Raw genomic sequence first — 21791 nt, forward strand, 5'->3', positions numbered from 1 at the left:
ATCATCCTCCGAGTGATGGCTCCGCACCGATGTGAAGACCATGATCGAAGGAGATGCTGATCGGAAATGTGAGAAAGAAATGCGGGTCGGGTGAGATTCGGAAGGCTGGTGCGGGAAAATGCCAATATCCCAGGGCACGCCGAACAAAGTTCAGAATGCCGATCGAAGACTCAGGGATAAGCTTGTCCATATCGTAATCGAGCGAGATGTACCATGCCTTTTGCCGCTCGTTGAAGTCCGGCGCATTAATATGATATCCGCTGATCGCTCCGGCAAGATTGAGCCAGCTCGGCCAGTATGGCTTCAAGCTTTCGGGCAGCATGTGATGGACATCGGCGCGCAGGTAATAGGTCTGGCCGCCATAGTCCTCGATAAAGGTTACCGATTGTCCCGGAATATCCGGATGATTCTCGGTGAGCTTGGTAGTCGGAGAATAGAACCACTTCACGCGAAAATCCTTGAGAAAGGGTACGCGCTCATTAAGCAAAAAGAATGAAGCTCCAAGCATATCGGACTTGGCGTCACCCCGAGAAAACCCCCATGAACGAGCAAAGCCATCCTCGATCTCGACGTAGAGCTCCCACAGTGCGCCGGAAAATGCACCCATGATCGCGGATTGAGCACTGTCCATCCCTGCCCATCGATATGCTTCGCTGAAGAAGTACGAGCTATAATACGCTCCAAAGATATGGCCGGCTTTGTCGAAATTGGCTTGATAGGAAGGATCTTCAATCACGTGAAACGGCGCGCGATCGGCATTCCACCACGCGTTGAGTTGGTAGATATGCAGTGCCGTGATCGTAGCGGCCAGGCCGCCGCCGGCGATGCCAACTCTGGTCCAATTCACGCCCGGTGTTGCAGGACGAAGCATTGGGACTGGTTGATCGAAATCGGCTTTCGTTGTGTGATGATGGGCGAGCAGTGTGTCGCTGAATGTTGAGGCACGAGATGAATCGCGGGCTGTCTGCGCAGCCGCGATTGATGGCAATAGCAGGAGTGCCACGAGTACATATTGGATGAAGGTTCTGTCCATTATTCGGAAAAGGTTAAGAACCGTCCACCGACACTCAAGGCATAGGCAAAACTCCATCCCTGACGAAAGTACCATTGTGGTCGTGCTATCAACGCAACTTCGAGTTGAGCCGTATGTGACAGGTCATACAGTGCCCCGAACGTTATTGGGAAACTTGCTGAAACATGGCCGATCGTATCAGGCCAAATCGGATCCGGATATACATCGAGGCCAAGTCCGGCCGTGCCAAACGGTGTCACCGTGCCCAGGCTCGTAAAAGTGTATCGCACTCCACCGTGAAACCCATAGTCAAGCAACTGATCGTTTGCGTTGTAATTCGGAAATTCGATTTTCGCAAAAGTCGTGAATGCGAGCGTAAGATCCACGATTGCTGTCAGTCCGCCAAGATCCGAGGTTCTGGATTCATAGAATGGCTGAAGGAGTGGATGCGCACCGGGATATTCCGGAACGGCCAGCACCCCAAGGCGGACACCCCAGGCATCTTGTAAATGTGCGCCTGTTTGCGCCGGACTTCTTCCAGGGACGCCAAGCATCTCGACCAGAATAAGAACCATGGCCGCCACCAGGCGTTTTCGCGCGCGGGACCGTCCAGGAGTCGATCGATCGAGAAATGAAAGCATCGTGACAGGAGTAAGCGATTGAATGCGCATCAACTTGCGGAAGCCATACCCTGTTCCACCGGGCTCTGGTCATTAATTTCGTACCGGTCGACACGGAACAATTTGAACATGATTGGCAGGAGAATCAAATTAATCGCTGCCGTGAGTAACAATCCGCTGACAATCACCACGGCGAGCGGTTTTTGGGTCTCTGACCCGATACCGGAAGAAAGCGCGGCCGGCATGAGGCCGATCATCGCGAGCACTGCAACCATCACGATTGGCCGAACGCGGCTGGTGCACGTATGCCGCAGAAGATCGTCGATATTATGAAATTCCGGCCGGTGATGCTTCACATAGGTAAGCAGCACCACCCCATTCATAATGCTCACGCCAAACAGGGCGATAAAGCCAATGCCAGCGGAGACCGAAAAGTGCAGCCCCGCAATGAGCAATCCGAGAATGCCGCCGATCGTTACGAATGGGACATTTGCAAGGCTTAGCAGTGCATAGCCCCAGGAGTCGAACGTGGTATAGAGCAAGACAAGGATTAACAGCAGGCTTAGCGGCACGACGATGGCGAGGCGTTTCATCGCTCGCTGCTGACTTTCGAACTCACCGCCCCACACGGCGAATGTCCCGGCGGGAAATTTCACCTGCTTCTCGACTTTCTCACGTGCTTCATCGACAGCGCCGCCCATGTCGCGACCGCGGACACCAAACTTGATTGCGATATATCGTTCGTTCGATTCGCGATAGATAAAGGCTGCACCCGGAAACACGCCGATGTGTGCCACAGCAGACAGTGGAATCTTTGCACCGTTGGAAGTGGAAACCAGCATCGCACCAATCTTCTCCGGCGCATCGCGAAATTGTGGCGCCAACCGGACCACGACGTCGAAGTGCTTCTCGCCTTCATAGAATTGGGTTGCGACGTGTCCGCCGATCGCAGACTCGATCAAATCCTGCACGTCGCTGACGTTGACTCCATATTGTCCTGCTTTGATGCGATCCACCGCGACCTGAAGAGTTGGCTGGCCAAGTTCCGTAAACACTCCGACATCAGCAATGCCATTCGTGTGCGTGAGCACATCTCGCACCTCCTCCGCCTTCTTTTCAAGTATGGCAAGATCGGGTCCAAAGATCTTTACGGCTAATTCTCCCTTCACACCGGTTACGGCCTCTTCCACGTTGTCCGAGATCGGTTGCGAGAAATTGAAGTCGATGCCCGGAAACGCCGCGAATTGCTGGTTCATGTCGGCGATCAGCGCATCCTTGGAGGAATGCTTTTTCCACTGATCTTCCGGCTTCAAATCGACGAAGAACTCGGAATTAAAAAAGCCGGTCGCGTCCGTGCCATCATCGGGCCTGCCGACCTGCAACACGACATTTTTTACCTCATCGTACTTCAGGAGTACTTTCTGAATACGTCTGGCGGTAGAATCGGCAGTCGATGGGCTCACGCTGATCGGCATTGTTGCCCGGACCCACAGCGCGCCTTCATTCAAATGTGGTAGGAACTCAGTACCGAGAAATTGACTGAGATAAAGACTCACCGCAAGCACAGCGATGGAAATACCAAAGATTGTTTTGCCCTTCCGGAGTGATGCATCAAGTAACCTGACATAGATGCGATTCAAGTAGTCAAAGATGGGACTCTTCTCATGCAGGTCGCCCTTGAGGAGGTCGTGCGCGAGAACCGGCACCAATGTTAGGCTGAGTAGCATCGCACCAATGAGTGCGAAGCCAAGCGTATATGCAAGCGGTGAGAACATGCGGCCCTCGATCTGCTGAAACGAGAAGATCGGGAGCATGGCGGCGATGATAATCACAATGGAGAAGAAGATTGGCTTGCTCATCTCGACCGCTGTGGACTGGATCAAATCTTCACGGCTTGATTCACCCGTGACATGCTTGAGCGCCAGCCGTGCAAAGATGGCCTCGACCATAATCACCGCGCCATCAATGATAACACCAAAGTCAATCGCGCCCAGCGAAAGCAAATTTGCGGACATCCCGCGCCAGTACATCAGCACGAATGCGAATAAGAGCGAGAGCGGAACGATGAGAGCGGCAATGAACGCGCTCCGCACGTTACCAAGAAACACGAACAGCACAACGATCACGAGCAACATGCCGACAACGAGATTGTGCAGAACGGTATGGGTGGTCACGCCGACCAGATCCGCACGATCATAGTAGGGGACGATTTTCACGTCCTTTGGAAGGATCGTAGAGTTCAATTGTCGGACTTTTTCCTCGACCCGCTCGATTACCAGCGACGCATTCTCCCCACGCCGCATCAACACGATTCCTTCCACGGCATCGTCATCGTTCGGTGTCTCGATCTTCCCAAGGCGAACCGCGTGACCGATTCGGACGTCGCCCAGTTGTGCGATTTTAAGCGGGGTGCCATTCAGCGTAGTGACAACCGCATTCGCAATATCATTGACGCCAGCGAGCAGTCCAACACCGCGAAATACATAGCCCTGATTGCCCTGCTCGATCAGCGAGCCGCCGGCGTTAGAATTGTTGGACTGGAGCGCCTCTGATACCTGCTTCAGGCTGACGCCATAGTATGCCAGCTTTTGCGGATCGATAGCGATTTCATACTGCTTCGTCGGCCCTCCGAAGCTCGATACATCCGTCACGCCTTCGACAGTCTTAAACTGCCGCTCGAGCACCCAGTCTTCAATGGTTTTTAGCTCCATCGCGGAGCGCGTTTTGCTTTGAAGCGTGTAGCGATAGATCTCACCAGTCGGGCCACTCTGGGGCGATAGTTGTGGCGTGACGCCATCCGGCAGTTGCACGTCCTGCAACTTCTCGGTGACGTTTGTTCGAGCAAAGAATTCATCCGCTACATCATCGAACGTGAGCGTCACGACCGACAGCCCGAAGAGCGAGATCGACCGAAGATTTTGCAAGTGGGGAATGCCGTTCATCTCGGTCTCGGTGGGGACTGTGACAAACTTTTCCATTTCTTCCGCGCTTCGACCGGGCCATTGCGTGATGACCTGTACACGCGTGTTCGTAAGATCGGGATACGCCTCGATCGGTAGCTGCGTAAACGAATAGATCCCGGCGACGATGAGGAGGACTGTCGTGAAATACACGACGAGCCGTTCGCGAAGGGCAAGTTCTACGAGTTTCTTAAGCATATCTATTTCTGGTCCGCCTGAAGTTCATCGTTGAGAAACAGCGCGTTATCTGCGACCACTGTATCTCCCGCATTGAGACCGTCCACTACCTGAATGCGGTCCGGTTGAACCTGACCAGCATGAATCTGCCGCTTTCGAAAGGCGCGCATGCCCGCCTTGACAAAAACATAAACCTTGCCGTCACTATCGTAGAATGCTGCGGCCGCGGGAATAAATAGTCCGGGACCATCCGGATGATAAGCGGTTGCACCGACAAACATCGCCGGTTTCAGCAATCCGCCAGAGTTCGGCAGCGTGCAGCGGACCTTCGTGGTGAATGTCGTTGGATCGACAGTCGGCGAGATGTATTCGATATGCGAGATGAACGGATGGTCTTCCAGCCCCGCCGCTTTCAGCACAACGGAATCACCAACGTGCAACATGCGCAAGTTCTCCGGATAAGCATCGAGCGTGATCCAAATACTTTGGGTGCTTCCGATGGTGAAGGCAAGCGAGGAGCCATCGCTTCGCATTTGTGAGCCCGGCTGGACCGTGCGCTCGACGACTGTGCCGGCGATAGGAGCCGTGATCTGGAACGTCATGTTCGTCGAGCGTTCATTTCCACCGAGGAGCTTTAATGCCTCGAGGCTTCGGTCGAAATCGGCCTTTGCCTGCGCCTCCTCGTTCTCCGCTTGCTGAACGTCATGTTGTGATGCGACCTTCGAAGCCAGAAGTTCTTGCTCGCGAGCATGTCCCTTCTTGGCGAGAGTCAGTGCGGCGCGCGCCTTTTGGAAATCGGAGACTGCACTTGCGAACTCGCTGCTATAGACATCCGCCAGAACCTGGCCCTTTGCGACCCGATCCCCCTGCATCACATAGATGTGGCTGACGACCCCGCTTACCAATGGGTATACATGTGTAACAGCATTCGGATCGAAGTCTACTCGACCTGAGAGCAATGTGCTGATCGTAGTCGGCTCTGTCTCGGCCACAACCAGAGGAAGTTGGCTCGACATCTTCATGCTTGTAGAGATGACGTCTGTTGTCGCCTTTGATTCTTCCGTCGGTGCCGGCGCTTTGGCTGAGCATGCAGCCAGGATTCCGGCAAGCAAAACAATAGGATAAGTGGTTGTACGCATTCTAATTACCTCTTAAATATTTGTGTGTCTTCGGAATCCACGCCGACTGCCCGTTCCAGCAGCGACAGATTCCTGGCTAGTGTATAGAGCGCGCCATAATAGCTCGCCATGGCATCATGATAGACCTGTTCCGACGAGAGGAGATCGAGCAGTCCGATACGGCCCGAGGTGTAATTCTGCATTGCGTGGTCCCGCACATCCGTTGCCATTTTCAGGATGTCGGGAGAGAGTCCGCGAAACAGATCAAGTGAATTGTTATACTTCTCGTATGCGGTTGCCAGATCGGTCCGCACACCGAGTCGCGCAGTTTCGTAGTCATATTCCGCTGCGCGTTCGTTCGATTCGGCTCGGTAGATCTCATCCTGATTGCGGCTGAAGAGCGGAATAGCAATGCCGATCCCACCGCCAAACAGGTTGGGGAAGTCTGGCCCCGAGCGATCGAGTTCAAGCCCGATGTCAGGAGTTGGCCATGCGTTAGAACGGGCAAGTGCGATCTGATGCTGGGCGGCCTGTACAGTGTATTCTGTAGCACTGAGATCCGCACGACGTGCAAGCGCGACGCGCTCGAGCGAGTCTCTGGAAATAGACGTCTCGGAGGCGTCGCGAGCGATACTCTGAAAGTCGTACTTCACCGCGATCGGCGCATTGGTATCCAGCCCAATGGCTTGCTTGAGGGAATTGATCGCATCGAGCAAGTTTTGCCGGGCATCGTTCAGCGTCTGGCGATACGTCAGCTCGGTTAACTCCAGCTTCGTCACGTCTTCCTCGGCAATGTCGCCGGCGTGGAGCCGCGCGTTCGCCGCTGCGATCAACTTCGCAAACAAATCGTAATTCTGCCGGGCGAGATCGATATTGATTTGCGCGTATGCGGCATCGATGTAGCTATCCCGTATTGTTGCATTCGTTTGAAAGACCTGATAGTCGAAGCTTTCGCGCGCGGCCTCGGTCGATGCGCGAGCTGTCAGAACGCGGTTGCCTCGTTGGCCAGCAATCGGGAATGTTTGGTCCAGACGGTACGACGTCGATGCACCTGTGAAATTCGGCGGCCCGTGAAGCACGTCGACACTGGTGGCATTGACGGAAAGAAGCGGATTGGGCAACAGATGCGCGCCGATGGTGTCCGCTTCTGCGGCATGCAGTCGGTACCGCGCTGCCGCGAGAGCCGTGCTCCGCTCAAGCGCGATCTGGCGCGCATCGGATAGACTTAGGACAAGTGTGTCACCGAGTGAAGTCTGGCCGCGTGCTACGCAGGATAGGAGCGACGCGAGCAGCGCGCACGCCGCCAGGGCCTCCCGTGGAGTTCGAGAACGAATAGGATATGGCATTGCCGATTTAGCATAGTATAGATTAAATTGCCGCATCGAATGAAATCCGATGCGTTGTTTAAGTTGCGCATTCTGTGCAGAGCCGATAAGGCGGCCACTGCCAATGATGATGCGCTGCTAAATCAGCAGTCGGCTATAGGTGATCGTCCGATCGAGCATTGGTGTGGCGCTCGCCTGATCGATCTTGAGAGTTGGATCGTACTGAAAACACGAGAACGTCAGCGTTGCCGTTGTCGCGCCATCGAGGACCGATGGGCTATCGGCATCTTCGATGATCGTCGTGCCGTGGAATCGCGGGATGATATGTCGCGAGATTTGCTTCGCGCCACCATCATACTTCGCGAGCGCGAAGTAGTTGGTATGGGGCACAAGCGAGGCGGGGATCACGCCTGTCCCATCTGTTGCTGAGTCGAGGATTAGAGGGTTATCATCGAATCGGACATCACCCTTGATCGCAGCGTACAGAATGTCCGCATTGATGGTGTCGGCAAAGAAGACGAGGACGGTAATGATTGAGACAACGCGTGCCAGTTGTGCAGCCACGCGCTGAAAGCCGGTAAGCTTTCGCGTGCTGCCACCTAATGCAATGTGTCGAAAGGCGCCAATCATAACCAACGGATGAACCCTGGCCTCTCGGAATGAAGTTCCGTTGGCCCGATCGCGGGGCTGTACATGGTTCGACCTGAGCTTGATCGAAAATTGAACGAAAGGGGCGCCCGAAGCACGAATCAGAAGTGAACGGCCCGCTTTGTCGAACGAATTGAGAAGTCCGCTCAGAGGAAACAACTTCGGAAATATGAATTTGTTACAGGTCAGTCGCGAAACAGTCGTAATTTTGCCAGTATAAGAGCGTCCGAGAATTAGGAATGGCCCAGGCTGTGGGATAATTCGTAATTCGTCATTCGTAATTAATTCAGCTCCATGGGTTTTTCATCCTTCGTCCGCAAGCTCCTCCCCCAGGAGAACCAGTATTTTAGGCTGTTTACGAGCAATATCGCCAATATTCAAGAAGCCGCCTCTGACCTGCGGAAATTGCTGGACGCGAAATCGACGGCGGACCGCAAAATTTTGGTGGCTCGGATCGAAGATGCCGAGCATCGGGGCGATCAAATCACACACGATATCTTCGCCGATCTTTCGCGCACGTTTGTGACTCCGATCGATCGTGAGGACATCCATAGCCTGGCTGCGGAGATTGACGACATTCTCGATCTCATGGAAGACGTGGCGATCCGCGTCATCCTATATGAGGTGACCGAATTCCCGCCGGAATTTCGCGACCTGACCGACACGCTGTTGCACGCTGTGGAGGACCTTGCAATTGCCGTTCCGCTGCTGGGCGACATGAAGAATGTCGAAGTGATTTTGCGGGCTTGCGAGCACGTGAACACTTGCGAGAACGCCGGTGATGATATCTACCACAACGCAATCGCACGCCTCTTCAAGAGTATCACCGACCCGATTCAGCTTATCAAGCTGAAGGAGATCCTTTCGGATATCGAAGAAGCGATCGATAAGTGCGAGCACGTCGCGAATCTGATCGAGGGTGTGGTAGTAAAGTACGCATAGCGACATGACTCTTATTATCATCGTTGTCGCGATCGCGTTCATCTTCGACTTCTTCAACGGCTTTCATGACGCGGCGAATTCGATCGCGACCGTTGTCTCGACACGAGTGCTCACGCCACTGCAAGCGGTGCTTTGGGCCGCGTTCTTCAATTTTGTCGCCGTCTTTGGGTTCGGAACGGCTGTTGCGAAGACGGTCGGTTCGGGCATGGTCGATATCAGCGTTGTTACGACATACGTCGTGCTCGCCGCGCTGCTCGGGGCGATTTTCTGGGATCTGATCACATGGTGGCTCGGCCTGCCAACCAGCTCATCACATGCACTCGTTGGAGCATATGCGGGCGCGGCCATCGCAAAAGCCGGAACATTTGGTGTCATCATTCTATCAGGATGGACCAAGACGATTTTATGGATCGTGCTCGCTCCGATGGTCGGTATGATTCTCGGGTTCTTTATCTTTCTGCTTGTGACCTGGCTCTCACGCGCGAAATCCCCGATGGGGGTCGATCGCTGGTTTCGACACGGTCAGCTTGTATCCGCCGCCGCCTATTCGCTGGGTCATGGCACGAACGATTCCCAAAAGACGATGGGGATCGTGGCCGGTCTGCTCTTTGCGAACCATCTCATTCCGAAGTTTGAAATCCCGACGTATGTCATCATCGGAGCGTATCTTGCGATGGCACTAGGCACGCTCTCAGGGGGCTGGCGTATCGTCCGCACCATGGGCATGCGGATCACACAACTGAAACCCATTGGTGGGTTTGCCGCGGAGCTTGCCAGCGCGGTAACGCTGTTCAGCGCGTCTTCTCTTGGAGTGCCGGTGTCCACTACGCACACGATTACCGGCGCGATTGTCGGGGTTGGATCGCTTCGTCGTCTATCGGCGGTCCGCTGGGGTGTCGCCACACGCATCATCTGGGCGTGGGTTCTTACTATTCCGGCCAGCGCCGGTATTGCCGCCTTAACCTATTACGCTCTGGCTGCGCTCGGCTGGACGACTCCATGACCAAGAAGAAATCAATCCCGCATTGGAGGACCACCACTAAAACGGTCGTCGCTGAAAACCCATTTCTCACACTCGAAGAACATCGTCGCGAAGAAGAAGGCACCGGAAAGCACGGTTACTTCTTTATCGTCCATGCGCCGAATTGGGCAAATGTTGTTGCAATCACAGAGAACGACGAACTCGTCTTGATCGAGCAATTCCGGCAAGGGAGCGAGCGGGTCGAACTGGAAATTCCCGGCGGAATTATCGGCGAGAACGAGCAGCCGGACGACTCCATTCTTCGCGAACTGGTGGAAGAAACCGGATACCAGATTTCCGAGAAAAGCGAATTCCGGCGCATTGGCGAAGTCATTCCTAATCCCGCATTTATTCGCAACAAGTGCTTCACCTATCTTGTAACGAACGTCCGGCCTACCGGCGAAACGCACTTCGATGAGCATGAGCACATTCGCGTCCGGCTTGTCCCTCGCTCCGAGATCGAGAAGCTGATTACATCAGGCGAAATCCAGCACTCGCTCGTCATCGCCGCTCTCTACTGGATGAAGCTTGCCGGATTGTGATCGACAGAAGTAACGAGGAATGAGAATCGAGTGTTTAGTGGCAGGCACTCATTACTCATCCACTCGTTACTCGCGAAGCGTGGGCAAGATCATAACTATCGCAAATCAGAAGGGCGGCGTCGGAAAAACAACGACGGCGGTCAATCTCGCTTCTTCACTCGCGGTGGGCGAGTATCGGACGCTGCTTATCGATATCGATGCACAGGCGAATGCCACAAGCGGGCTCGGCGTTGAATCGAAATCACTTTCGAAGACGATTTACGAAGTCCTCGTGAATCATCTGGACCCGAAAGACGCGATCATATCGACCATCGTCCCGAATCTTGATCTTCTGCCGTCGCATATCAATCTCGTTGGCGCCGAAGTCGAACTCATCGAGGCGGCGGACCGCGAGCACATCATGGAGAAGGCGCTCGCGGACATTCGAGATCAATACGAAGTCATAATTATTGACTGTCCACCCTCGCTGAGTCTGCTGACGCTGAATGCGCTTGTAGCCTCCGATAGTGTTCTTATTCCGGTCCAATGCGAATATTATGCGCTGGAAGGTCTGGGGCAGCTCCTGAATACGATCAATATCGTGAAGCGGCACCTGAACCCCAAGATGGATATCGAAGGCGTGCTGCTGACGATGTATGACAGCCGGCTGCGACTTTCGAATCAGGTGGTCGCAGAAGTTCAAAAGTATTTTGGCGAAAAGGTATTTACTACACTGGTCCATCGGAACGTCCGTCTTTCGGAAGCGCCGAGCTTTGGACAGCCTGTGGTGCTTTACGACGCGGCATCGACGGGAAGTAAACAGTACCTCGATTTGGCAGGAGAGATCGTGAAGCGGAACCCAAAATTCGCGAAACGAAAGCCGCCGGTCAATTCGGCCCCCTCGGCGGTCTGAACCATTCTTGCCGCCGTTCCTGTTACCCGCGCCGATATGAAACGCACCTACCAACCCAGTCGCCGCAAGCGCGCCAACAAGCACGGTTTCCGTTCACGCATGGCGACCAAGAATGGACGCCGCGTCCTCGCTTCCCGTCGCGCCAAAGGCCGGCATAAATTGACCGTCTCTGACGAGCGGAAGGGTTAATCCTGGCGGATATTCATCCGCTCCGGATTGCCCATTGTGGCCTCGATCCTGATTTTCGAAGCACCCGAATGTCCTTCGGGTGCTTTTTGTTGCTGGCCGCATGAATCCGCCAATGAGACCGCGACTTTCGCTCGATCGCGATCACACGGTGCGGGGTACGAAATTACTCGACTGGTTTTTTGCAAACCGAAAGTGGATCCGGTCCGCGAAACTGCAAGTCGTCGAGTGTTCCTGGGCGGAGCGGCCGCTTCCCGAAGGCGAAGCCTCGATCCGATTTCTCGTCCTTGCCACCAAGCGATCGTATCGGCGCGCGCACGACCGCAACCACGTTAAGCGATGGCTCCGAGCCGCCGTGACCGAAATCCCGGAATTTGTAACGTTGGAATTGAGCGCGAAAGAGCGCGAAAAGCAAATTCTCATCATGATGCGAATATCGAAACCGCTTCCGGAAGTAAGTTGGCGGATGGTGGTCAGCGATGTCGAGCGAATAGCCGAATATCTTTCTTATCGTTCGATGAAGGGGCCGACCGCATGACAGGCCTCCGCGAATACATTGTGCCGTCGAAGATCAATCTCGGTTTGGAGATTCTTTCGAGGCGGCCGGATGGATACCATGAGATCAACACCGTCTTCTATCGCACATTAGAGCCGCATGATGTTATCACGGTGAGCGATGCAGAGTTCTTCCGCATCACTTGTTCCGACCCTTCTCTCGTTGGTGAAGGCAACCTGATGTATCGCGCGGCGCACAGATTTGCGGACCAGTTTGGTTTGGAATTGCCATCGATAGAAGTCCATCTCGAAAAACGAATCCCGATGGGCGCAGGGCTTGGAGGCGGTTCCAGCGACGCGGCGACGATGTTGAGTATCTTATCCGAGTTCTCGAATGGTATTTCAGTACCGGCGGAGCTTACGGCCTCGATTGGTGCCGATGTCCCGTTCTTCTTCACCGGCGCAAAAGCGGCTGTCGCGACTGGCATCGGAGAGCAACTCACTCCGATCGATTTCGATCTCCATGCTGCGGTCCTCATCGTCCTCGACCCAGCGATCCATGTCTCGACTCGCGAGGCATACGCCGGTCTGCGCTTGCCATTGACTCCTATCGCCACGAACTTTGCCGATTTGTTTGATGGCGCCGTGGATTTGAGTGATCTTCAAGACCATCTGCGAAACGACTTCGAAGCAACTGTCTTTCAACAGTATCCCAAGCTCTCATCAATAAAACAATCGCTGCTCGACCGAGGCGCAGATCTCGCGCTTATGAGCGGGTCCGGCTCGGCTATCTTTGGGCTCTTCGAAGATGTCTCCGTTGCTGAAGACGCGAAGCGATGGTTTGAAGCGGATGACTTACTTGTGTTCCTCTCATAGGGTCATTGCGAGCGAAGCGAAGCAATCCCTATCTGTCAAACCTGCGCGAGATTGCTTCGTCGCTCCGTTGTTGCGACTCGCAATGACATGATCTGGTTTACTGACTCAATCGTCTGCTCGATGACGTAATCGATCTCTTCTTCTTTCAGCTTGGTATAGAGTGGCAGAGTGATCGTCGAGTCGCCAATCCGTTCTGCGACAGGGAATGATCCTTCGGGTAATGCCAACTGGGTCCTGTAATAGGTCAGTCGATTGATCGAGCGGAAATTCACTGCCACACCAATCCCACGGTCTTGCAGATCATTCAGAACTTCATCGCGAATTAATGGATCGACCCAAATCGTGAAGAGATGCCGGCCATGCACCGAACCGGGTAGGACACTTGGGAATGAAATGCCTTCGGCATTGCGAAAGCCTTCGGCATATCTCGTGCAGATCGCTTCGCGCCGTTCGAGCCGTTCAGCAAGTCGCGGGAGCTGAGGCAACAGCATGGCCGCCTGAATATCGAACATGTTGCACTTATAGCCAAGCGTCTCCATGTCGTAGTGCTTAAACCGCGCTGAGTAGCGGTCCGCAGCAGATTTGTTCATGCCGTGCTGGCGAAGCACCATGAGTTTTTCATATAGGTCCTGGTTATTAGTCGTGATCGCACCGCCTTCGCCTGATGCGAGGTTTTTTGTCGCGTAAAAGCTGAAGACCGCCATGTCGGAGAGCTCGCCCGGTCGAACGCCGTCGCGTTCGCTTTCGACGGAATGCGCGCAGTCCTCAATGATTGCGAGTTTGTGCTTCCGCGCGATCTCGGACATTCGCCGCATGTCGCACATTTGCCCGTAGAGGTGCACCGGCAAGATTGCCCGAGTTCGGGGTGTGATTGCCTTTTCGATTTCATCGCACGAAATATTCCCGGTTTCCGGCTCGACATCGACGAAGACGGGCTTGGCTCCGCACTCGATGATAATATTCGCGGTGGCCATGAAGGTCATCGGCGTAGTGATGACCTCATCGCCAGGGCCGATCCCGAGGGTTTTGAGTGCGATAAAACCGCCCATGGTCCAACTTGTTACGCCGACAGCATGCTCAGCGCGCAAGTACCTGGCGAATTGCGCTTCGAACTCCCGGGTTCTCGGACCCGTGGTCAAAAACGTCGAATGGATGACATCGGTCAGACTGTCAATTTCATCATCCCCAAGTGGGTGCTTGTAGAATTCAACTTTCATGGCCAATACAACGCCCTGGCGCGCATTTGTGCTTCATGATTATTGAGCGATTCTGATTCCATCGCTAATTCCACTGCCTGTGCTCTTATCGTGGGATGTTTCAAAAGTAACCTATTATTCACTGTTACCTTTGGCTGATTGAAGTGTCCTATTACCAGAGGCAGCGAATACACATGAATTGGCGGATGAGCGCGACGGAGTGGCAGAGCCTGACTGAACTGCCGCGATGCCGACAACTCAAAAACGGCCAAAACGGGGTGCAAGCCGCATGTTTTAGTCTTGGCACTGTTTTCGTAGTAAATGATACCCGTACCTAAAGTTATGGCGAGAATAGAACAGATTCTTATCACCGAATCGATCGCGGAAGCGAAGACGAAACATTGAGGCCTGATTATCGAAACAGTAGTAAGGAGTATTATTATGAGACAGCCAAATACAGCCGGTTCTGCCGGCACCGGCCCGGATGACCACGACGACGCGGTGCTGAAGGAGCGTGCTCAGGAATTCCTGCAGCGAGCCTACCGGCTTCAAATGTCGGGACATCTGAATGAGGCCATCGAAAGCTATAAGAAATCCATCGAGGTCATGCCGACGGCCGAAGCGCACACGTTCTTAGGCTGGGCGTTCAGCTTTTTAGGCGATTACGAGTCAGCGATTGGCGAGTGCCGAAAGGCGATCGAAATCGATCCGGATTTCGGCAACCCCTATAATGATATCGGGGCTTACATGATCCAGCAAGGTGAGCTCGACGCGGCAATTCCGTATCTCGAGCTTGCCATGAAGGCGACTCGCTACGCCACTCCCCACTTTCCGCATTATAATTACGGACGGATTTTGGAACGTCGTGGCCTGTGGTTCGAAGCACTGCACGAGTACAAAAGCTCGCTCGATCTCGAACCGAATTACACGTTAGCCAAGGACGCATTTTACAGGTTGCAAGCACTATTGAACTAATCGCTTCAGCAGGGTCTCTGGAGAGAGTTTGCATGAGGCCGGGCACAGGGTGCCCGGCCTCTTATTTATTCTCCAAAACCGAAACGATTCCAACCGGTGATGTTCTTCTTCATCCGCGGAAAATGCGTATCGAACAATTCAATCCCGAGCCAATCTGCTTGATCCCGTATCGGAAATTGGACAACGATAATGTCGTCCGCGATCATGAGTACCCGGTGTTCGAATGCCGTGCAAGCGGGTTGCCTGAGGGAATTGAAGCGATCGTCTGTACCTCTGACTTACAGGGAGTACATTCCTCGCCTGCATCGAAGCAAAATATCCTGTCGGGGGTTCACGTCGCTTCGAGCCTGCGGCAGTATTTTGAACTCCATGAGTATGCAAATCCGCAGAAGACTTTGGCGGTTCTCGCAGGGGATTTTTACACTGAACTAAATCTCGGCGGGCGCGGTGGCTTTGGATACGCGGATGAGGTGTGGCAAGCATTCGCATCGGCATTCGGACATGTGGTGGGCGTTGCTGGCAATCACGACGATTTCAGACTGACGTTACGAGACGGTTACCCGAACCTGCATCTTTTGCATGATGAGGATCGCCGGAGTTGTGGCCTGAAGATCGACGGAATCGGGGGAATAATCGGTCACTCGACCAAACTTCCGATGCGCCACTCCGAAGCGGCATTTACGGCGATGTTCCATCGGCAGTTTGGCGCGCAACTGGACATCCTTGTCATGCACGATAATCCTGAACGCTTCGATCCGTTCTTTTCGGGACTTTCGCAACTTGCTGTGGGCACCAGCTCGCCCCCGGTCATTATCTTCGGTCACCGAAAGCTACGCGAGCCTCTCCGAGAACTGGAAAACGGCGTGCAATTACTAAGCGTGAATGAACGGGTTGTGATTCTAACCCGCGTATCAAGCTCATCGAAGGACCTCGATTAACTTCGAAATTCTTTGACGACCTTGCGACAGGCGAAGACAATAGAACCCGATAGGCAAGGTGGATACATCGATTGTCAATTCGCCATTCAATATTCGCGCAATCTGCTCGCCCTGAACTCTTCTTCCCAGGGCATCGAACAATTCCAATTGAAATCCAGACTGTTGCGCGTAGCCCGCAATCAAGATCTTCATCGTTCCTCTCGCCGGATTTGGACTGATACTCTGAAGCTCGAAGGACCGCTTCGAAATAAAATGTGTCAAGAGCGAATCACCGCAGCCTGGGTCAAGCGTGAAGCTGACAGATGCTGGCTCAGACGAGAACGCGATACAGGAGTTCCGTGAGGATAGCGAGGAGTCCGTGAGATAGATACTCGTGCCCATCGTATCTGTTACGAATACCTTACATGTCACTCGGGCAAGCTCCGACTCCGCTACCGGATCGTAATTCGTTGGTATCGGAACCGAGAGGTCAATGCCCGTGAAATCGAATTGCGAGATCGGTTGATTCGCGCCACCGAGATAGCTTACCAAAACGGGCGTAAGAAGATCGGTGCGTAGATTCAGCCGAAAGTTGACAGCGCGCACTCCAACTGGCAGCAGATTACCTGTGGCCAAAGCATATACGGGAACCTCGACAGTGCCAGTCGGTCCCGCCGTCAACGCCTGAGCTTTGAGATAAACCTCCAAGGAAGGAGGGTTCAGTGCAGTTGCGTACAGCGCAATGGATGTGTCGTGCTCCACGCCATTCTGACCATGGAAATACAATCGACCATGACTAAAAGCATTGCCTGCTAATTCCGGCCGATAACGCACTCGAAGAGAATCAGTCCCTTGCGAAGGAATTGTATCACCACCAAATGGCACCCGTTCAAACGGCGCTACTATGCCGACTAACGAGTCAAGTATGATTGCTCTGCAGCTTCCATTGGTCAGTCCGATCAGCAGACTATCAACGCCACATGCAGCGATTACGGGAGAAAATGTAAACGCTGTATCTGTAAGGCCGAGGGCAACACTTCCGCTCACAGTGAACGCTGAAAGTGGTATCGTTTTCGTACCAGCATTTGTCGTAATGAAGAGAGTATCTCTGCTCAGGCCGTTCGGAATGTCCGAGTGGAATGATAGTGAGATACTATCATCAAAACCCGTCGGGATTGGGGTCGATGGCGATTGCGTAATCGAAAACTTGTCCCCACTCCCTAATCGGCATACAATATTCGATAGCGTGTCACAACCGACACTCGCAAGAGCAACAGAACGCGTTCGCGTTTCACATGTGGTCACTGTATCAAAGTCGAGCACCACCGGACTGATCGCAGACAATGGATTCCCGCGTCCGATGTGAATCTGTAACGCCATGATTGTATCAAAGCCATTCGGCCCATACCTCGCATGTAACGTTACGAGCAGCGTTGTGTCACCGAGGTGCAACGCCGCTAAAGGGCTTCCTTCTGTACCTGGTAGAACACGAACTTGGAGTGAGCTGCTGTCACCAGGGTTTAGTACGATGGGCAGACGGCTCAGGAGTTCAATACCGGCTGGCAGCGAAACGGAGTCCACCTCCAGGGCACCGCACGCTGGATTCCGGATTGTGACGATGCACTGAGTGGAGTCGCACATCGCACTTGAAATCGAATTCGAGAGAAGCACAAAGGTGCGAGAATCTGCAACTCCGGCACCTCGGACGATGATTGTATCAGTCTGATGCCGCTCGCCATCGAAATAATAGATCACGATCAGGCCGCTATCGGTCTGAGCGGTGGACGGTTTGTAGGTGATTGGAAAAACGGCCGCGCCACTATCCGGCGGGATAATATTCCTGACCGCCTTGAAAGAGAAATCCTGAACCGCTCCTGTAATTGGATGAAGAACGATGGAATCCACCACCACCTGCTGGCAGCCATGCGCAGAAAGTGAGAATGAGTCTCTTACCGATACCGGATGGCATAAGCTCTGCGTACCGAAGTCATGCAGCCGGTTACTGACGATATTGAGGATGCCGGGATTGGGAAGCACATTAAGAATCAAGTGGATGGACGTGTCTTCATCCTTCCAATCTTCGCGTCGAAGGCGCCCGTGAACCGTGATCGGATACGTGCCTGCTTTCTCCGCAATCACGTATAGCCGTGCCGTATCGGGTGATGACCCATTCGTCAACGCGCGATTCGTGAGTACTGTATAATAGCGGTTAGGCGCGATACTATCGATCGACGCAGAGTCGATCCAGACGCGGTCGCAGCCAGCAAACGAAGCAATAAACTCGAGTGAAAGGCTGTCACAAAGCGTGGTCGTGATGGTATCACTATTTGACTTCGAGAAGTTCGTCGTGATCAAAGGCAGGACGGAGGAGTTGAGCAGCCCATCCCCTCCGTCGGTTGTTTTCCAAAGCATGCCGTCCGCCGCAAGAGCATATACGATGGCGCCGCGACCAATGACCGAATAGCTATGAACCCAGTAATTGGTCGTTGGGGACATGATGTTCTGCCAAGTCGCGCCAGCATCCGTCGTCCTCACAAAACCAGTTACACCTTCGTCGTTCTCAATGTAAACGGGAGCGCAGTCATTGCCGGCGACGCCCTCGATTTCAGCTCCAAGACCATGCCCCCCAATCGAATCGACCTGCTGAAACGTAAGACCGTAATCCGTAGACCGCCAGATAATTGCGCCCGTTACGGTGAAGTTCTTGAAGAGATTCTGAGCCAGGAATATCGTGGACGAATTCGGCTTCATCCAGCACAAAAACCGGCTGTCCATGTTAACTGGATTTGTTGCCGATCCTCGCCGCCAGGAACTACCTGCATTCGTGGACACTGCCGTCATACCCGTGCCGACACTAGCGCCTGTCTGCAAATCAACAATCGAAAGGACTCCGGACCGGCTGCCAAGAATACCGTTCCTCGGTTGACCGCCAACACCGGGATACGTGTCAGTCCATGTTACGCCATCATTCGTACTTCGACGATACACGGTCGTACTGCCGTCACTGCCACCATGCCCGTCGTTGTATGCCCAAATTGAAGCAAGCACCGTGTCACCACTGCCGTAGGCCCATTCGCATCCGACTGAATCCGGTGTAATCCGTCTCCAAGTAGACCCGCTGTCGAGACTTTCATATATTCCCTCGCCGATCGACGCATGCCCTACACTTGCTGGGACCGGTAGCAGTAGGTGAGATGGCGATAGGAAGAACAGCTCTGCATTCGGTCCATTTTCGGAACTGTTAGGGCACGGCACCAAAACACTATCCCAGGTGCGGCAGCCGTTCCTGGTCCGATAGAACATTTGTCGAGGATTCCCGTGACCCCAACCTTGAAAAACAAAGCCATAGTCCTCGTTTAGGAAAAATACCCCTCCAGGACCACTCCACATCGTAGGAAGAGACAGATGTTGCCAGTGTTGAGCATACACGGGTGCACCGCTGCAACTCAATAGGAGGAGCACAATCGAGAAAATGAGACCCGTCCACCGAGTTTGTATTTGAGTACTCATGTTACTGCCCTCTAATCGCGAAGCCCAGCGCCCCCCGAATGATTCCGGGGAGCGCTGAAGTGCCCCTCGCCGTCTTCGGTCACCGCAAACAGCCCGAGCCGCTCATCGGGCTTACGAACGGCGTGCAATTACTAAGCGTGAATGAACGGGTTGTGATCGTCCGGCGTAAAAAAGACGGCGCGATGTGACGTTGCGCCCTCGAGTCTTCTCTATGGTACCGCAATCGGTACGACCTGAATATCAAACGGATACCCGCCGGAATTGCGCAAGTAGGCGGCACGATCTCCATTCGGAGAAAGCACAACTGCCAGGGCACTGCTTGCGACTGCATTCCGATTGCCGGTCTGCGGATTCAATGCATAGAGCGTATATGGGTTCTGGGTACCACCGGAGATGTATGCGATGAGATTCGCCGAAGTGGTGACATCCATTGCCTGCACGGTATCGTGAACGACTGCAGCGGTCCTCATGCCAGTGGCAAGATCGACACGATCGATGCTTCCAGAATCATCGTACACGAACAATGCATTCGCTTGTGGGGCGTAGCCGCTTTGGTGATACGCAACCAGCGCCTCCGGGATCGTACTCTTGACGGTGCCCAGCGTATCATAGATTCTCACTTCATAATGCCGGAGTGAATCCCGAGCAGAGAATGCAAACGATGCATCATCGAGCCATAATGCGCGCGAATCGAACACGCCATTGAGGGTTGGCTGGCACACTTCCCGGATGGGGCTCGAGGAAATATCATAGACAAACGCAAACCTGGTCCCGGACTCACCAATCGGCGGTGTTTCGGTACAGATCAGATACTTCATGCCGGGCGAGACACCGAGCAGATTTTGATTCGAGATGATGTTCGTCGCGGTATTCGACTGAAGATCGACTCGATAAATGTTAATGCCGACTTGTGTGATTGCATATCGGCCATTCTTCGAAATGAAGATGACATTCGGATAACTGCTCTGAAGCATTTGCTGGTCGGGCATACTGATTTGACTGCCGATCGTGCCATCGGCACCGACACGAAAGAGTCCGCCGGTCGTCGAAGTCGTGCCGGTGGTTGCGTCCTGGGTCTGTCGCTGAATGATGGCGAGCATTCCCGATTGATCCGGAAGCCATGCGACTTCGTTGACGACCTGAAGGGTTGTCAGAGTAGAGGTGGAATCGCAGCCGGCCACGCCGAATGCAAAAAGGAGAATGGTTAATGACCGCTTCATAGTACCATTGCAACACCGTTGCTTGTCAAAAAAATTGTCGGAGCCTTGGTTTTATTCCGATTTCGCAGACTTGCATAGTTCGATTCTGCAGCAATATTATACCAATCTCACGAATCTCGTTAAATTATGGCTCGAACAGTGTATTTTTGTATCATGCACGCGATTATTCCCGTTGCCGGATTCGGCACGCGGCTCCGGCCGCACACCTATAGTCAGCCGAAAGTCCTGCTCAATGTGGCCGGACGGCCCATCCTTGCCCACATCCTGGACCGGCTTGTGGCCAGCGGCATTACAAGCGTTACCATCATCGTCGGTTACATGGGCGATGCGATCGAAGCGTATGTCCGCAAGACGTATCCCAATTTGAAATCGGATTTTGTCGAGCAAACCGAGTTGAAGGGCCTTGGCCACGCGATTTGGATGGCGCGCGAACGGATTCCTTCGGATGGTTCGCCGCTTTTTATTGTGCTTGGCGATACGATCTTCGAAGCCGATCTCGATGCGGTATTCAAGTCACCGACAAGTTCGCTGGGGGTCTTTTGGGTCGAGGACCCGCGGCGCTTTGGCATTGTCGAACTCAAAGATGGATTCGCCACCAAACTCATCGAGAAACCTGAGAATCCTACGACGAACCTGATGGTGGCGGGCCTCTATTTCTTTCGTAATCCCGCGCTTCTGCGGCAATGCCTCGATGAGTTGATCGAGAAGAATATTCGGACTCGCAACGAGTATCAACTCACCGATGCGCTGCAATTGATGGTCGAGCGCGGTGAGAAGTTCTCGACCTTCGAACTCAAAGGCTGGTACGATTGCGGGAAGCCGGAAACACTGCTGAGTACAAACCGGCATCTGCTGAAATCCGGCACGCAGGTTCGGCCCGAAACCCGGAACACCGTAATTGTCGAGCCGGTCTTTATCGCACAGAGTGCGCAGATTGACGACTCGATTATCGGGCCGTTCGCAACGATTGGCGGTGGGGCACGAATCAAGAATTCTATCGTGCGTGACTCGATCGTCGGGGAGGGTGTACGCATGAACGGTGTTGTCATCGAACAGAGCCTCGTCGGTAACAACTCATCTATTACTCGGGCCGCATCACGTATCAATATCGGGGATTGCTCCGAGATCGAACTTCCGTAATGCTTGCGTAACGCTGGCC

The 21791-nt window shown here is 53.7% G+C and carries 20 protein-coding genes; 11 read left to right on the forward strand and 9 right to left on the reverse strand.

Features of this window, described 5'->3' with window-relative positions:
* Position 1: 1 nt before the first annotated feature.
* The 6 genes from Q8902_01510 to Q8902_01535 all read right to left on the reverse strand — a co-directional run bounded on the left by Q8902_01510 (position 2) and on the right by Q8902_01535 (position 7842).
* Positions 2 to 1033, reverse strand: a complete 1032-nt coding sequence (locus Q8902_01510; protein MDP4198229.1) for a DUF2279 domain-containing protein — start codon at positions 1031 to 1033, stop codon at positions 2 to 4.
* The gene (locus Q8902_01515) at positions 1033 to 1686 is read right to left on the reverse strand and encodes a hypothetical protein (protein ID MDP4198230.1); all 654 of its coding nucleotides are present in this window, start codon (positions 1684 to 1686) and stop codon (positions 1033 to 1035) included. Before Q8902_01515 ends, Q8902_01510 begins: the two co-directional genes overlap by 1 nt.
* Positions 1683 to 4790, reverse strand: coding sequence for a CusA/CzcA family heavy metal efflux RND transporter (locus Q8902_01520; GenBank protein ID MDP4198231.1), 3108 nt, complete (start codon positions 4788 to 4790; stop codon positions 1683 to 1685). Before Q8902_01520 ends, Q8902_01515 begins: the two co-directional genes overlap by 4 nt.
* 2 nt (positions 4791 to 4792) lie before the next feature.
* Positions 4793 to 5908 (reverse strand): efflux RND transporter periplasmic adaptor subunit, encoded by a 1116-nt coding sequence (locus tag Q8902_01525; protein MDP4198232.1) that lies wholly within the window; start codon positions 5906 to 5908, stop codon positions 4793 to 4795.
* 5 nt (positions 5909 to 5913) lie between these two features.
* Complete coding sequence (locus tag Q8902_01530; protein MDP4198233.1) at positions 5914 to 7233, reverse strand: TolC family protein; 1320 nt, start codon at positions 7231 to 7233, stop codon at positions 5914 to 5916.
* A gap of 117 nt (positions 7234 to 7350) precedes the next feature.
* Positions 7351 to 7842, reverse strand: a complete 492-nt coding sequence (locus Q8902_01535; GenBank protein MDP4198234.1) for a hypothetical protein — start codon at positions 7840 to 7842, stop codon at positions 7351 to 7353.
* A 312-nt stretch (positions 7843 to 8154) separates the two neighbouring features.
* On the opposite strand from Q8902_01535, the gene Q8902_01540 reads away from it, so the two are divergent.
* The 7 genes from Q8902_01540 to ispE all read left to right on the forward strand — a co-directional run bounded on the left by Q8902_01540 (position 8155) and on the right by ispE (position 12814).
* Positions 8155 to 8802 carry a DUF47 family protein gene (locus Q8902_01540; protein MDP4198235.1) on the forward strand — a complete coding sequence of 216 codons (648 nt, stop codon included), beginning with the start codon at positions 8155 to 8157 and terminating at the stop codon, positions 8800 to 8802.
* A gap of 4 nt (positions 8803 to 8806) precedes the next feature.
* Positions 8807 to 9805: an inorganic phosphate transporter gene (locus tag Q8902_01545; GenBank protein MDP4198236.1), complete on the forward strand. Its 999-nt coding sequence runs from the start codon at positions 8807 to 8809 to the stop codon at positions 9803 to 9805.
* Complete coding sequence (locus Q8902_01550) at positions 9802 to 10365, forward strand: NUDIX hydrolase (protein ID MDP4198237.1); 564 nt, start codon at positions 9802 to 9804, stop codon at positions 10363 to 10365. The genes Q8902_01545 and Q8902_01550 overlap by 4 nt, the downstream gene beginning before the upstream one ends.
* 79 nt (positions 10366 to 10444) lie before the next feature.
* The gene (locus tag Q8902_01555) at positions 10445 to 11257 is read left to right on the forward strand and encodes an AAA family ATPase (protein ID MDP4198238.1); all 813 of its coding nucleotides are present in this window, start codon (positions 10445 to 10447) and stop codon (positions 11255 to 11257) included.
* A 36-nt stretch (positions 11258 to 11293) separates the two neighbouring features.
* Positions 11294 to 11446 carry a 50S ribosomal protein L34 gene (rpmH, locus tag Q8902_01560; GenBank protein MDP4198239.1) on the forward strand — a complete coding sequence of 51 codons (153 nt, stop codon included), beginning with the start codon at positions 11294 to 11296 and terminating at the stop codon, positions 11444 to 11446.
* Positions 11447 to 11546: 100 nt separating this feature from the next.
* The gene (locus Q8902_01565) at positions 11547 to 11981 is read left to right on the forward strand and encodes a ribonuclease P protein component (GenBank protein ID MDP4198240.1); all 435 of its coding nucleotides are present in this window, start codon (positions 11547 to 11549) and stop codon (positions 11979 to 11981) included.
* Positions 11978 to 12814 carry a 4-(cytidine 5'-diphospho)-2-C-methyl-D-erythritol kinase gene (gene ispE, locus Q8902_01570; protein MDP4198241.1) on the forward strand — a complete coding sequence of 279 codons (837 nt, stop codon included), beginning with the start codon at positions 11978 to 11980 and terminating at the stop codon, positions 12812 to 12814. The genes Q8902_01565 and ispE overlap by 4 nt, the downstream gene beginning before the upstream one ends.
* 35 nt (positions 12815 to 12849) lie before the next feature.
* On the opposite strand, the gene Q8902_01575 is transcribed toward ispE, so the two are convergent.
* A complete protein-coding gene (locus tag Q8902_01575; protein ID MDP4198242.1) occupies positions 12850 to 14031 on the reverse strand; it encodes a DegT/DnrJ/EryC1/StrS family aminotransferase in 1182 nt (393 codons plus the stop codon).
* A gap of 420 nt (positions 14032 to 14451) precedes the next feature.
* On the opposite strand from Q8902_01575, the gene Q8902_01580 reads away from it, so the two are divergent.
* Positions 14452 to 14985 carry a tetratricopeptide repeat protein gene (locus Q8902_01580; GenBank protein MDP4198243.1) on the forward strand — a complete coding sequence of 178 codons (534 nt, stop codon included), beginning with the start codon at positions 14452 to 14454 and terminating at the stop codon, positions 14983 to 14985.
* A gap of 122 nt (positions 14986 to 15107) precedes the next feature.
* Positions 15108 to 15923: a hypothetical protein gene (locus Q8902_01585; GenBank protein MDP4198244.1), complete on the forward strand. Its 816-nt coding sequence runs from the start codon at positions 15108 to 15110 to the stop codon at positions 15921 to 15923.
* Here the strand turns inward: Q8902_01585 and Q8902_01590 are convergent.
* Positions 15903 to 19412, reverse strand: a complete 3510-nt coding sequence (locus tag Q8902_01590) for a T9SS type A sorting domain-containing protein (protein MDP4198245.1) — start codon at positions 19410 to 19412, stop codon at positions 15903 to 15905. The two genes, Q8902_01585 and Q8902_01590, sit on opposite strands and share 21 nt — an antisense overlap.
* Positions 19413 to 19450: 38 nt before the next feature.
* Here Q8902_01590 and Q8902_01595 point away from each other — a divergent pair, with 38 nt between their 5' ends.
* Positions 19451 to 19600, forward strand: coding sequence for a hypothetical protein (locus Q8902_01595; protein ID MDP4198246.1), 150 nt, complete (start codon positions 19451 to 19453; stop codon positions 19598 to 19600).
* 21 nt (positions 19601 to 19621) lie between these two features.
* Here Q8902_01595 and Q8902_01600 read toward each other — a convergent pair whose 3' ends face one another.
* Positions 19622 to 20632, reverse strand: coding sequence for a hypothetical protein (locus Q8902_01600; protein MDP4198247.1), 1011 nt, complete (start codon positions 20630 to 20632; stop codon positions 19622 to 19624).
* A gap of 153 nt (positions 20633 to 20785) precedes the next feature.
* On the opposite strand from Q8902_01600, the gene Q8902_01605 reads away from it, so the two are divergent.
* A complete protein-coding gene (locus tag Q8902_01605) occupies positions 20786 to 21772 on the forward strand; it encodes a sugar phosphate nucleotidyltransferase (protein ID MDP4198248.1) in 987 nt (328 codons plus the stop codon).
* The last annotated feature ends 19 nt before the right edge of the window (positions 21773 to 21791 follow it).

The organism is Bacteroidota bacterium, assembly GCA_030706745.1.
Lineage (GTDB): Bacteria > Bacteroidota > Ignavibacteria > Palsa-1295 > Palsa-1295 > PALSA-1295.

Coding starts and splice junctions, on each gene's coding strand:
- Q8902_01565 (MDP4198240.1), top strand. CDS start 11,547: ATGAATCCGCCAATGAGACCGCGACTTTCGCTCGATCGCGATCACACG.
- Q8902_01590 (MDP4198245.1), bottom strand. CDS start 19,412: ATGAGTACTCAAATACAAACTCGGTGGACGGGTCTCATTTTCTCGATT.
- Q8902_01530 (MDP4198233.1), bottom strand. CDS start 7,233: ATGCCATATCCTATTCGTTCTCGAACTCCACGGGAGGCCCTGGCGGCG.
- Q8902_01575 (MDP4198242.1), bottom strand. CDS start 14,031: ATGAAAGTTGAATTCTACAAGCACCCACTTGGGGATGATGAAATTGAC.
- Q8902_01535 (MDP4198234.1), bottom strand. CDS start 7,842: ATGATTGGCGCCTTTCGACACATTGCATTAGGTGGCAGCACGCGAAAG.
- rpmH (MDP4198239.1), top strand. CDS start 11,294: ATGAAACGCACCTACCAACCCAGTCGCCGCAAGCGCGCCAACAAGCAC.
- Q8902_01510 (MDP4198229.1), bottom strand. CDS start 1,033: ATGGACAGAACCTTCATCCAATATGTACTCGTGGCACTCCTGCTATTG.
- Q8902_01545 (MDP4198236.1), top strand. CDS start 8,807: ATGACTCTTATTATCATCGTTGTCGCGATCGCGTTCATCTTCGACTTC.
- ispE (MDP4198241.1), top strand. CDS start 11,978: ATGACAGGCCTCCGCGAATACATTGTGCCGTCGAAGATCAATCTCGGT.
- Q8902_01605 (MDP4198248.1), top strand. CDS start 20,786: ATGCACGCGATTATTCCCGTTGCCGGATTCGGCACGCGGCTCCGGCCG.
- Q8902_01580 (MDP4198243.1), top strand. CDS start 14,452: ATGAGACAGCCAAATACAGCCGGTTCTGCCGGCACCGGCCCGGATGAC.
- Q8902_01585 (MDP4198244.1), top strand. CDS start 15,108: ATGCGTATCGAACAATTCAATCCCGAGCCAATCTGCTTGATCCCGTAT.
- Q8902_01595 (MDP4198246.1), top strand. CDS start 19,451: ATGATTCCGGGGAGCGCTGAAGTGCCCCTCGCCGTCTTCGGTCACCGC.
- Q8902_01520 (MDP4198231.1), bottom strand. CDS start 4,790: ATGCTTAAGAAACTCGTAGAACTTGCCCTTCGCGAACGGCTCGTCGTG.
- Q8902_01525 (MDP4198232.1), bottom strand. CDS start 5,908: ATGCGTACAACCACTTATCCTATTGTTTTGCTTGCCGGAATCCTGGCT.
- Q8902_01550 (MDP4198237.1), top strand. CDS start 9,802: ATGACCAAGAAGAAATCAATCCCGCATTGGAGGACCACCACTAAAACG.
- Q8902_01600 (MDP4198247.1), bottom strand. CDS start 20,632: ATGAAGCGGTCATTAACCATTCTCCTTTTTGCATTCGGCGTGGCCGGC.
- Q8902_01540 (MDP4198235.1), top strand. CDS start 8,155: ATGGGTTTTTCATCCTTCGTCCGCAAGCTCCTCCCCCAGGAGAACCAG.